The sequence below is a fragment of the Lactococcus petauri genome, from assembly GCF_023499275.1.
GTDB lineage: Bacteria > Bacillota > Bacilli > Lactobacillales > Streptococcaceae > Lactococcus > Lactococcus petauri.
On sequence record NZ_CP094882.1, the window covers coordinates 1,556,681 to 1,568,251 of the forward strand.

Consider the following 11,571-nt stretch of genomic DNA (forward strand, 5'->3'; position numbering starts at 1 on the left):
TTAATATTGTTCTGTATGCAAATCATATTTGATTATGGAATTATAGTGCATTACCATTTTCTAGTAGCTTCCTTAATTTTATCTTTTCTTCATTTGTTAATTCAATATCGGAAAATTGAGGCTTAATAAAACTGAGTAGTTGATTTTCAAATACGGAAAATTTATCATAATATTTTGATAAAAGTCCACTTCTTATAACTCCCTTATACTCTGCAAAATCACAGACAGAATTATACATCATATACACTGATCTTAATAAACCAATGTAAATATATAAATTATATTCTGAGGAAATTTTTCCATTAAAAGAAAATTCATCAATATTTTTATCTACACGTTGAGAATGAACCCAATTAGAAGGTTCATCATAACAAAAATAATAATCTTCATTAATAGAAAATTCATCTGATAGGTCTTTAAAAGATTTACCACTTGCTAATTCGAACCATAATTTGCTGTTGTTCATTTTCGATTGTTGTTTGATATTTTTTAAATTATTTTTCTGGTCGTCTCTCTCTCTTTCAACAATATCTTTTTCCCATGACTCTAGTAAATTACTGAAAGAATTATCAGCGGAAATTAACTTAGACCACTTAAATGATGTTTCGTAGCGTTCCTTGACAACATAAAACAAAATAAACTTTTCTTTTTCATCGGAATTTAGCATTGACTGATAAGCAATAAACATTTCAAAAAAAGTTCGTTGCAATGGATATACCCCATCATAAATATTATTATTCATTAAATAAAACATTGTGTTAAGACGTTCATTCATATTACCCAATAAAATCAGAAGAAGGGAGTCAGGAGCATCTTCTTTTTTTGTTGTTGAAAATCGCCTTATTCTTCTTTTAGTTAATTCAGATAGCTTGGTATAATCAAAAATATTTCTCTCCATGTTTATATATTCTCCCATTCCTTGTTTTGAATTTAATCTTTATCATCTAAATTCATTGTTTTTTTTATTTTGTAAACTGTAGGTCGTGAAAGGCCATTCTCTTTTGCAATTTCCGCAACTGGAACTTCTGCTTTTAGCATATCCACTACTGTTTTATAAACTAACTTTTTTTGAGGATCTGGGGAGTTAAGAGAGTATTCTGTTGGTCGTCCCTTATATCGTCCTGCTTGTTTCGCTAAGAGTACACCTTGACGTTGCCGTTCTCGTATTTTTTCACGTTCATTCTGTGCGATGTAACTTAGAAGAGATAAAAACATATCAAACATTGCGTTGTCGAGAAGTTCACTCCCTGTGTTAAAATCTAAAAACTGTGCATCTAATATTTTCAAGTCGACATTTTTCTGCTTCATAAAGGCAACTGTATTTTTTATATCATCATAATCACGACCTAGTCGATCAAGAGAGGTGACGATGACCTGGTCACCTTCACGGATATACTTCAATAATTTTTGAAATTCTGGGCGTTGAGTATCTTTTCCGCTGATTTTTTCTTGGAAAAGTTTATCGATGTTTTGTTCAGACATCATCTCTAATTGACGGTCTAAATTTTGGTCTTGTGAAGAGACTTGAATGTATCCAATATTTGCCATAAAAATTCCTTTTTTTAAAAGATATAATTTACATGTAAAATTTACTCGTGTTTTTACTGCTATTATACCATTTCTCAAAATAAATTATAAGTAGACTTAAAATTTACTTTTCTTATAAAAAGTAGTACCCGACAAATCATAATTTTATGTTTTTACAAAGCATATTTAAGGAATTAAAAAATATCTATGTTCTGAATATTATTAGTAATAATAATTCAACGTTAACTTAACCTTTTCTTAATTGTTATCAAAAACACAAAGTAGTATAATATATTTGTTTAAGTAAAAGTGTTTGAATATTTTAGAATAAGGAGAAAAAATATGGAAAACAACAATTACACAGTCCTTTCAGATGAAGAACTACAAAAAATTGATGGTGGAGAATACCATCTAATGAACGGGGCTAATGGTTATTTAACGAGAGTAAATGGGAAATATGTATATCGAGTTACAAAGGATCCCGTTAGTGCAGTCTTTGGAGTTATCTCAAACGGCTGGGGAAGCGCTGGGGCTGGTTTTGGTCCCCAACATTAATCTTAATAGAAACGAGATATTTCATGTTTACTTCTAAAAAAATTAAACGAGATGAGCAAGTTTTTTTAAACTTATTATATGATTTTGTTTTAAGCGAAAATATCACAGATAGAGAGAGAAAAATTGGATTACTAGCCAAAAAAGATGTGGAAAATGGAAAGTATTTACTGGCAGTGTTAAATAAGGTATCTTCAAGCATGCAAAAAGAAGCAATGAAAAATGGATTATCTATTGATGCTTCTTCTTTTTATAAAAAACTTGGCCCTATTATTACAAGTATTGCCCCAATTGGTTTAAATAGAGGTTCTATGTTGGTTAACAATAGTTACTTAGACTGATTATATTACAAATTATCTTCATCATTTCACTTTTTAAATTATAAAAGATGAGAAATATATTCTCATCTTTTATATTGTCAACGATTTATCTTAAAAGTTAGTGAATCAAAAAAACAGGAAGAAATTATGCGTTTTAAAAAGAAATATTATACGTCACAAGTGGACGAAAGAGATTGTGGGTGTGCTGCTCTTTCCATGGTTTTAAAAACTTATGGTACAGAACAATCCTTAGCTTCAATACGTTTACTTGCTGGTACAACGATAGAAGGCACTTCTGCTTTAGGTATAAAAAAAGCCGCGGAACATTTAAAGTTCAGCGTTCAAGCCTTTCGTGCAGATCCAACTCTATTTGATACAAAGAAACTTCCTTATCCATTTATTGTTCATGTGGTTAAAGAAAAGAAATACCCTCACTATTATGTGGTTAAATCCTCCAATAAAAAACATATCATTATTGCAGATCCAGATCCCACGGTTAAAATTCGGAAAATGACTTGGGACCAGTTTTATTCTGAATGGACAGGTGTAACTTTATTTATTGCTCCTCAACCTTCTTATAAACCAGTGAAAGAAAAATCCGAGTCTTTGTTTTCTTTTATACCCATACTCGCAAAGCAAAAGTTGCTTGTTTTTCAGATTATTATTGCTTCTCTTTTGGTCACTTTAATTAATATTATCGGCTCTTATTATCTTCAGAATATTATTGACGAATATGTGCCTAATGCTTTAATGAAGACTTTAAGCATTGTTTCTCTCGGATTAATGGCAACCTATCTCATCCAGCAATTCCTTAATTTTGCTCAAACTTTCTTACTTACAATACTTGGACAACGTTTAGCCATTGATGTTATCCTTTCCTATATCCGTCATATTTTTCAACTTCCTATGTCCTTTTTTTCTACACGAAGAACGGGAGAAATTACCAGTCGTTTCTCTGACGCTAATTCAATTATTGATGCCCTTGCTTCTGCCATCTTATCTCTTTTCTTAGATGTCACGATTGTCATTCTGACAGGGCTTGTTTTAGGACTTCAAAACATGAGCTTATTCTTCCTTGTCTTGTTTTCCATTCCACTTTATGTTCTTATCATTTTTATTTTTATTCCTTTATTTGAAAAACAAAATAATGAAGTCATGCAAGCAAATTCTATTTTAAATTCATCAATTATTGAAGATATCAATGGAATTGAAACCATAAAATCTCTTGGGAGTGAAGAGATTCGCTATCAAAAAATAGACCGTGAATTTGCGGACTACATGAAAAAATCATTCACGCGTCAAAAATCCGAAGCTTTTCAAACTGCCTTGAAATCAGGATTACAACTTGTTTTAAATGTTCTTATCTTGTGGTATGGAGCCACCCTCGTGATGAGCCAAAAAATCACCTTAGGTCAATTGATTACTTTCAATGCCTTACTTTCATATTTTATGACTCCTCTCTCTAATATCATCAACTTACAAACTAAACTTCAATCCGCTAAAGTAGCTAACCATCGTTTAAATGAAGTTTACTTGGTAGACAGTGAATTTGATACAAATACAGATGAAGTTATTCTTTCAAATTTTGAGATGCAGTTGATAGGTATATCTTACCACTATGGTTTTGGTAGAGACATTCTCTCTAATATGTCACTTAATATAAAAGAAAATGAAAAATTAACAATTGTCGGAATGAGTGGCTCAGGTAAAAGTACCCTAGTCAAATTGTTGGTTAATTTTTTCGAACCTACACAAGGGACTATCATTCTTGGGGGGATAGATATAAAACAAATGGATAAGCACCAATTGAGAAGTATTGTCAGCTATCTTCCCCAACAACCGTATATCTTTACAGGAACAGTACTAGAGAACTTAATCTTAGGAGCAAGTGAGGATCTTTCTCAGGAAGAAATTTTCCAAGCTGTTGAAGCTGCAGAAATTCGTTCCGACATTGAACAGCTTCAATTGGGCTATCAAACAGAACTATCTAGTGATGCTACAACTCTCTCTGGAGGGCAAAAACAAAGAATCGCATTGGCTCGTGCCTTACTTTCTCCCGCGAAGATTCTTATTTTTGATGAAGCAACAAGTAATCTGGATGTAATTACCGAGAAAAAAATTTTGAAAAATCTATTTAAGTTAGATAAAACCATTATTTTTATTGCCCATCGTCTGTCTATCGCGGAAAAGAGCGACAGGATTATTGTTATTGATCAGGGAAAAATTATGGAAGAAGGGAGTCATTTAGAACTGCTTTCTAAAAATGGTTTTTATGCACAAATTTATAATCAATAGGAGGTTCACGTGTTTGATAAACGTTTATTAGAGAGTTCAGAACTCTATGAAAAGAGATATAAAAATTTCTCGGTACTTCTTATATTTCCAGTAGCTCTTCTTTTTATTGGATTGTTTGTTTTTTCTTTCTTTGCAAAAAAAGAATTGATTGTCACTAATATTGCAAGTATTGCCCCCAAAAAAATTATTTCTAATATCCAGTCGACAAGTAATACACCTATTATTGAGAATCATCTCGTAGAAGGCAAATCAGTTCAATCTAATAGCTTACTTATAAAATATAATAATGACTCGGACAGCACGCAAATCACAACCTTAATGGATCAGAAGCAAGAGTTTTTAAATAAAAAAGAACAACTTCAACTTCTTTTGAATAGTCTTCACTCAGATACCAATCAATTCCCTAATACAGATTCTTACGGCTATGAAAAAACATTCGAAACATATAAAGCTCAAGCAGAGAGCTTAAGAGAAAGCATACAAAAGTCTAACCAAGTTGTAGACGATCAGAACAACAGCATTGAGAATCAGAAGTCGGCTATTACTACACAAATTTCTAATGTTAACACTCAAATTAATGCTTATATTGATATCCAAAATGCAGCATCTACAAATAGCTCTGTATCCTCAAATAACCCTTATATAGCCCAGTATAATAGCTACCTTGAACAACGAAAAGTTCTTGAAGAGAGCATGAAAAATCAAGAAAAAACAGAAGCTTCCTCTAAAGCAGATATCACTCAACAAAAAGAAGCTTTAAAAGCTCAATTTATATCCAACATCTCTTCAAATATTGATAATTTAAAAAATCAAATACAAACTTTAGAAGTACAAAAAAGTAGTTTAAGCTCAAGCAATAGCTATGATCAAAGTCAAAAGAGCCAACTCCTCGCTCTTAAAACACAAGCTCTAACTGCTGCAAATAAAGAACTATCTGATATAAATAGTACACTCACCGAAATAGGTGGTAAAATTAGCTTACAAAAACAAGCCAATCAATACAATGCAATTTTTGCGGAAAAGGAGGGCATTTTGCATGTTTTACCTAATGTTCTAGAAAATAAAACATTCCAAGTAGGCACTCCACTCGCTCAAATTTATCCCGCATTAAAAGCTAAATCTCAAGTTTATTTAACCTCTTATATTCCAAGTACTCAAATATCTGGTATCAAGTTAGGACAAAGAGCTCGCTTTACTGTTCAACAAAACCTTCCTAAGCTAGAAATATTAACGGGAACTATTAAACAAATTGATAGCGCGCCAACAGCTTTAAAGGAAGGCAATAGTTATAAGGTTTCTGCACTCGTTACCTTGAATGAAAGAGACCTCTCTTATATTCGATATGGTTTAGAAGGTAAATTTGTAGTAGTTACTGGTCAAAAGACTTATTTTAACTATTATTTAGATAAAATAAAAGGACAAGATTCGTTGAATTAAACTCGAAGACATAAAGTAAGAACAGCACTCTCTGTATTTTAGAGAGTGCTATTTTATAGTCATTGCAAAATAATTTATATTCCTTTTGAAAGAAGTTGAAAAATTTGAGCTATAAGTTCAATAAATTCTTTCTCGGACATTATTTTTATTTGTGGTCATAATTGGACAGCTTCTTCTGCTTCAAAGAGCTTCTGTGATGGATGATAGCCTTTTATTAAATCGATCGGAAAATAACCTGTGACGAGTCGTGTACTTGAAAAAATCTTTCCTTCTATACGTCAATACCCACTTGTTCTCTAAAACTAGTGTCTACTGAAAATATATTACTATTGGTATTTATATAGATACTATCTAACTCTTTATGAGTCATAGTATTGTACTCACGTCTTAATGAGTTAATATTGTTAGATAAACCAATCATATAAGTAAGAACTGTTTGTTTTTAAATACAATATTTATTGTTCATCTTTTACTCTTTTAATTCTCATATATGATTCATAGCTATGAGTAACTGTTACTTCTTTTTTAATTTCCTTATCTGCACCATCATTAACTGTGATATAGATAGTGCCGCCTATAACATCATCACTTAAACGGAATCCCTCTAAAATCTCCCCATAATCATCTGATGTTCCAACTTTATGAATCGTATCATAATCAGAGATGATATTACTTGCCTCAACTGTATATTCTGAGTTAGGTTCTGTTTGCCCCTCAACATTGAAAAATCCAAGATTGTTTGTCGTTACATTTTCATCTACAGTTAAAGTTCTTTCTGGTTCAGTATTTTGTTCCGTACTTTGTGTAGTACTTTCTTTTGTACCAGCTGTGTCTTTGTTCTTAGAACAAGCACTCAGCGATATTCCACATAAAACAATCATTCCAATAATTGCAACCTTTTTCATAAATCTCTTCTAAAAAAATTAAAATGAATATGCAACTTTGTTCATTCGCTTCAAGTATAGCAAATAATGAATTTCTATTCAAGGTTTGTCAGTGGGCTAAATTTCAATGCCTTAGTAATTAATTGTTCATTAGTTAGAGACTGTATATATGTTTGAGTAATTGATAAATTACTGTGCCCTAGTAACTTACTAATAGTAAATACATCTTGTCCTAGTTGAACATTCTTGACTGTATAATAGTGTCTAAAGGTATGCGGTGAGCACCTCACAGAGCCTCTCACATTGGCTTTTAAGCCTGTTTGAGTAATCATTAACTCAATGTTAGCCACTGTCTTTATACGCTGTCCTGTCTTGCTTAAAAACAGGTTATCATCTAATTTTCTAGCTCTACCATTTCTATTTCTCATTGTATAAAAATGGCTGTCTCTGATTCTCTTGTACTTGGTTAATATATAGTTTAATTCATATGAAACTGGAACTACTCGCCACTTACTACCTTTTCCTAAAACCTTTATATACTGTTCATTTAAGTCACAATTTTTGATAGTTAGTAGTTCGCTTACCCTTATTCCTGTATCAGCTAAAACAGCTATTATAGCTTTATTCCTAGCGCCTAAATAAGTGCCCATTTTCCAAACATTTAACATACTCTTTATTTCATTGTCATTGAATGTAGTTAATGTTTGTTTATCCTCTTTAAGTAGCTTTACAGAGTCCATAGGACTTGTTTTAAGCACTCTTTCAAGTACAAGGTAATTCCATAATGCTTTGTTTGATTTGAGTATAGCATTGATGTACGTAGCTCTCAGAGAGCTATCTAAAAGCTGTGAGATAAATAGTTTGTAGTGAATTTTAGATATATTATCAATATCTAAATCAGTATCTATTTCCTCTTTGTAAAAGCTTATAAACTTATTTATGTGTTGCCTATAAGTTTCTATAGTCCTTTTAGAATAATTCTCTAGCTTAAGTTCTAGTAAGTATTCTTTAACCAATTGTTCTAGTTGCACAAAAAAATGCCCCCCTTATGTTTGTATTTAAACATAAGAGAGACATCTATCAAGGTAATATTTTACTAAATAGAACCATCTAAACCTTATTTTTTAAGGTTGTAGAATGCGTTAAGACCTTTGTAAACGGCAACTTCACCCAATTGGTCTTCGATACGAAGCAATTGGTTGTATTTAGCCATACGGTCTGTACGTGAAAGTGAACCAGTTTTGATTTGGCCAGCATTTGTAGCAACGGCGATATCTGAGATTGTTGAATCTTCAGTTTCACCTGAACGGTGAGAAACGATAGCTGTGTAACCAGCTTCTTTAGCCATTTCGATTGCTTCAAATGTTTCAGTCAAAGTACCGATTTGGTTAACTTTGATCAAGATAGCGTTCGCAGCTTCTTCTTTGATACCACGTGCCAAGTAAGAAGTGTTTGTAACGAAGAAGTCGTCACCAACGAGTTGAACTTTGTTACCCAAACGTTCTGTGAGGGCTTTCCAACCATCCCAGTCGTTTTCGTCCATACCGTCTTCGATAGTGATGATTGGGTATTTGTTAACCAATTCTTCAAGGTAATCGATTTGTTCTGCAGCAGTACGTTTAGCACCACCTTCACCTTCGAATTTAGCGTAGTTGTAAACGCCGTCTTCGTAGAATTCTGAAGAAGCACAGTCGAAACCGATCATAACGCCGTTTTCGCCAGCTTCGTAGCCAGCAGCTTCGATAGCTTTAAGGATAGTTTCTACACCATCTTCAGTACCTTCGAAACGTGGAGCAAATCCACCTTCGTCACCAACTGAAGTTTCAAGACCACGAGCTTTAAGGATTTTCTTCAATGCGTGGAAGATTTCAGCACCCCAACGAAGCGCTTCTTTGAATGTAGGTGCACCAACTGGTACGATCATGAATTCTTGGAAAGCGATTGGAGCGTCTGAGTGAGAACCACCATTGATGATGTTCATCATTGGAGTTGGCAATACTTTAGCGTTGAATCCGCCAAGGTAGTTGTAAAGTGGAACACCAAGTTCATCAGCAGCTGCACGAGCAACAGCGATAGAAACACCAAGGATAGCGTTAGCGCCCAATTTACCTTTGTTTTCTGTACCGTCAAGAGCGATCATTGCACGGTCGATAGCTTGTTGTTCAGTAACTTCGTAGCCGATGATAGCTTCAGCGATTACGTTGTTTACGTTGTCAACAGCTTTTTGAGTACCAAGACCGAGGTAACGAGATTTGTCACCGTCACGGAGTTCAACAGCTTCGTGTTCACCAGTTGAAGCACCTGAAGGTACCATACCGCGTCCGAATGCACCGTCTTCAGTGTAAACTTCAACTTCGATTGTTGGGTTACCGCGTGAGTCAAGGACTTCGCGAGCATAAACATCAGTAATAATTGACATTTTTATCTCCTTATTGTTTTAAGTGCTTTCTGCACTTTTTAATACACTATGATTTTACTATTTTTCCGCCCTTATTTCAAGTGAAAAACAAGCTAAAAGGCTTTTTATACAAGGTATGCGGTTACATTTCACCTTTTTATTTCTGTGATATTTTTTTTATAAAATATCGTGTCCACCTCCATTCTTGGCATGTGTTCAGGCAGTATTTTTTCATTGATAGATAGAAAGCCATTTTTTTCATAAAAACGATGTGCCGCTTTGAATTGTTTAACAGTTCCAAGATAAATTTCTTTGATATTCTCTATGCGACAGTATTCAAACAAATTATCCAAAAGAAGCTGTGCAACAGACTTCCCTCTGTATTCAACATTGACAAACATCTTTTTCAGAACAGCTTGTCGTGCATTAAATTTGACGATACCAAGTGTCCCAACAACTCCCTTCTCTTCATCAACAGCAAGCCAAAATTGGCTGTAATATGCATGAATATCTTGCAAGTCGGGTTGATCTGCCAAATCAACAGCAACTCCAAATTCTTCCTTCTGAATAGAAAGTATCAAATCAATAACTGCTTGTTTGTAGGTATCATTGTAAGCGATTAACTTCATAGCCATAGTATAACAGATTACTTTCAATTTTATAAACAAAAAAACTTCCAAAAGGAAGTTTTTAAAATTATTTAGCCAATGCTTTTTTAGCTTCTTCAGCAAGAGCTGTGAAAGCAGCTGCGTCAGCAATAGCGATATCAGCAAGCATTTTACGGTTGATTTCGATTTCAGCCAATTTCAAACCGTGCATCATTTTGCTGTATGAAAGTCCATTCATACGAGCAGCTGCATTGATACGTGCAATCCACAATTTACGGAAGTCGCGTTTCTTTTGACGACGATCGCGGAATGCGTAGTAGTATGAGTTCATTACTTGTTCTTTAGCTGTCTTGAAAAGACGGTGTTTAGAACCGTAGTAACCTTTAGCGAGTTTTAAAATACGTTTACGGCGTTTGCGAGTTGCAACGCTATTTTTAACACGTGCCATGTGTGTTCTCCTTGTTTCTTAGAAAATTTTTATCCTGTCATCGACAGTTAATTTAAATGGTTGATTGATTTCGAGTGAAATCCTATAAGTCTTATGTAATGCTTATGAGTTAATCAGTCGTGAAATGTTACTGGGGAGAGTAATTGCTCTCATGCATAACAGTCCACAGGACTGTTATTAACGCATGTTCTTCCTTGTACGGCTTCCGCCTACGCGTCAATTGCTCTCATGCATAACAGTCCACAGGACTGTTATTAACGCATGTTCGCAACCATACGACGGATACGTTTGAAGTCACCTGCTGAAACCATACGGCCTTTACGGAGTTGACGACGTTGTTTTACAGTTTTACCGTGCATACGGTGTGAAGTGTAAGCGCGGAAGCGTTTAAGACCGCCATTACCAGTACGTTTGAAACGTTTAGCTGATGCGCGGTGAGTTTTTTGTTTTGGCATTTTAATTCTCCTTGGTTAATAATAAGAACTTAGTTCTTTTTGATTGGTGCCAATTGTAAGAACATTTGACGACCATCCATTTTGGCTTTTTGCTCTACTACAGCGATGTCTTTCACTGCTTCAGCAAATTCATCCATTACTTGACGACCCACATCTTGGTGAGTAATCATACGACCTTTAAAGCGAATCGAAACTTTAACTTTGTCTCCTTTTTCAAGGAACTTAGTTGCTTGACGAAGTTTTGTATTGAAGTCATTTTTATCAATAACTGGACTCAAACGAACTTCTTTCAAAGTAACAGTTGCCTGTTTCTTCTTAGCTTCTTTTTGCTTTTTCTTTTGCTCAAACATGAATTTAGTGTAATCCATGATTTTGGCAACTGGTGGTTCTTGATTTGAAATCAAAACCAAATCCATGTTAAGGTCCTCGGCCTGAGTAAGTGCAACAGCTGTAGGTGTAACACCAAGCTGTTCGCCTTCAGCACCGATAAGACGTACTTCGCGTGAACGGATTTGACCGTTCATCAAAGGTTTTCTGTTGTCTTGCTTTGCTATGTCTATTCTCCTTCTAAAAAATTTTTTAGAAAAACAAAAGCGGAACGCATAATGCGCCCCGCTAATGAAAACATTCGTTTTGTGAATAATTCC

The 11,571-nt window shown here is 34.1% G+C and carries 13 protein-coding genes and 1 other annotated feature (1 of these 14 running past the window's edge); of the genes, 4 read left to right on the top strand and 9 right to left on the bottom strand.

The window, feature by feature from the left end:
• Positions 1–40: 40 nt before the first annotated feature.
• The gene (locus lgb_RS07490; protein ID WP_213439498.1) at positions 41–898 is read right to left on the bottom strand and encodes a DUF5677 domain-containing protein; all 858 of its coding nucleotides are present in this window, start codon (positions 896–898) and stop codon (positions 41–43) included.
• A gap of 32 nt (positions 899–930) precedes the next feature.
• Positions 931–1,548: a recombinase family protein gene (locus tag lgb_RS07495; RefSeq protein WP_003133045.1), complete on the bottom strand. Its 618-nt coding sequence runs from the start codon at positions 1,546–1,548 to the stop codon at positions 931–933.
• 321 nt (positions 1,549–1,869) lie between these two features.
• Here lgb_RS07495 and garQ point away from each other — a divergent pair, with 321 nt between their 5' ends.
• From garQ to lgb_RS07515, 4 genes are all read left to right on the top strand, one after another.
• Positions 1,870–2,082: a class II bacteriocin garvicin Q gene (garQ, locus tag lgb_RS07500; protein ID WP_003133047.1), complete on the top strand. Its 213-nt coding sequence runs from the start codon at positions 1,870–1,872 to the stop codon at positions 2,080–2,082.
• 23 nt (positions 2,083–2,105) lie between these two features.
• Positions 2,106–2,420 (top strand): bacteriocin immunity family protein, encoded by a 315-nt coding sequence (locus tag lgb_RS07505; protein ID WP_003133049.1) that lies wholly within the window; start codon positions 2,106–2,108, stop codon positions 2,418–2,420.
• Positions 2,421–2,546: 126 nt separating this feature from the next.
• Positions 2,547–4,694 (top strand): peptide cleavage/export ABC transporter, encoded by a 2,148-nt coding sequence (locus lgb_RS07510; protein ID WP_249663197.1) that lies wholly within the window; start codon positions 2,547–2,549, stop codon positions 4,692–4,694.
• Positions 4,695–4,703: 9 nt separating this feature from the next.
• A complete protein-coding gene (locus tag lgb_RS07515) occupies positions 4,704–6,131 on the top strand; it encodes a bacteriocin secretion accessory protein (RefSeq protein ID WP_249663198.1) in 1,428 nt (475 codons plus the stop codon).
• 455 nt (positions 6,132–6,586) lie between these two features.
• Here lgb_RS07515 and lgb_RS07525 read toward each other — a convergent pair whose 3' ends face one another.
• From lgb_RS07525 to infC, 7 genes are all read right to left on the bottom strand, one after another.
• Positions 6,587–7,036 (bottom strand): hypothetical protein, encoded by a 450-nt coding sequence (locus lgb_RS07525; protein ID WP_233239240.1) that lies wholly within the window; start codon positions 7,034–7,036, stop codon positions 6,587–6,589.
• A gap of 74 nt (positions 7,037–7,110) precedes the next feature.
• Positions 7,111–8,046: a tyrosine-type recombinase/integrase gene (locus tag lgb_RS07530; protein WP_003133055.1), complete on the bottom strand. Its 936-nt coding sequence runs from the start codon at positions 8,044–8,046 to the stop codon at positions 7,111–7,113.
• Positions 8,047–8,132: 86 nt separating this feature from the next.
• Positions 8,133–9,434 carry a surface-displayed alpha-enolase gene (gene eno / locus lgb_RS07535; RefSeq protein ID WP_003133057.1) on the bottom strand — a complete coding sequence of 434 codons (1,302 nt, stop codon included), beginning with the start codon at positions 9,432–9,434 and terminating at the stop codon, positions 8,133–8,135.
• 128 nt (positions 9,435–9,562) lie between these two features.
• Positions 9,563–10,048, bottom strand: coding sequence for a GNAT family N-acetyltransferase (locus lgb_RS07540; protein WP_029345890.1), 486 nt, complete (start codon positions 10,046–10,048; stop codon positions 9,563–9,565).
• A gap of 61 nt (positions 10,049–10,109) precedes the next feature.
• On the bottom strand, positions 10,110–10,469 hold the full coding sequence (gene rplT, locus lgb_RS07545; protein WP_003133061.1) for a 50S ribosomal protein L20: 360 nt from the start codon (positions 10,467–10,469) through the stop codon (positions 10,110–10,112).
• Between the two features lie 254 nt (positions 10,470–10,723).
• Positions 10,724–10,924 (bottom strand): 50S ribosomal protein L35, encoded by a 201-nt coding sequence (rpmI, locus tag lgb_RS07550; RefSeq protein WP_003133063.1) that lies wholly within the window; start codon positions 10,922–10,924, stop codon positions 10,724–10,726.
• Positions 10,925–10,953: 29 nt separating this feature from the next.
• Positions 10,954–11,451 carry a translation initiation factor IF-3 gene (infC, locus tag lgb_RS07555; RefSeq protein ID WP_003133065.1) on the bottom strand — a complete coding sequence of 166 codons (498 nt, stop codon included), beginning with the start codon at positions 11,449–11,451 and terminating at the stop codon, positions 10,954–10,956.
• Between the two features lie 52 nt (positions 11,452–11,503).
• Positions 11,504–11,571: a sequence feature (ribosomal protein L20 leader region), on the bottom strand; it runs 59 nt beyond the window's last position.

Excerpts from the sequence above, each read along its gene's own strand:
- lgb_RS07505 (WP_003133049.1), top strand. The coding sequence starts at position 2,106 with ATGTTTACTTCTAAAAAAATTAAACGAGATGAGCAAGTTTTTTTAAAC.
- lgb_RS07525 (WP_233239240.1), bottom strand. The coding sequence starts at position 7,036 with ATGAAAAAGGTTGCAATTATTGGAATGATTGTTTTATGTGGAATATCG.
- rpmI (WP_003133063.1), bottom strand. The coding sequence starts at position 10,924 with ATGCCAAAACAAAAAACTCACCGCGCATCAGCTAAACGTTTCAAACGT.
- eno (WP_003133057.1), bottom strand. The coding sequence starts at position 9,434 with ATGTCAATTATTACTGATGTTTATGCTCGCGAAGTCCTTGACTCACGC.
- lgb_RS07490 (WP_213439498.1), bottom strand. The coding sequence starts at position 898 with ATGGAGAGAAATATTTTTGATTATACCAAGCTATCTGAATTAACTAAA.
- garQ (WP_003133047.1), top strand. The coding sequence starts at position 1,870 with ATGGAAAACAACAATTACACAGTCCTTTCAGATGAAGAACTACAAAAA.
- rplT (WP_003133061.1), bottom strand. The coding sequence starts at position 10,469 with ATGGCACGTGTTAAAAATAGCGTTGCAACTCGCAAACGCCGTAAACGT.
- lgb_RS07510 (WP_249663197.1), top strand. The coding sequence starts at position 2,547 with ATGCGTTTTAAAAAGAAATATTATACGTCACAAGTGGACGAAAGAGAT.
- lgb_RS07540 (WP_029345890.1), bottom strand. The coding sequence starts at position 10,048 with ATGGCTATGAAGTTAATCGCTTACAATGATACCTACAAACAAGCAGTT.
- lgb_RS07495 (WP_003133045.1), bottom strand. The coding sequence starts at position 1,548 with ATGGCAAATATTGGATACATTCAAGTCTCTTCACAAGACCAAAATTTA.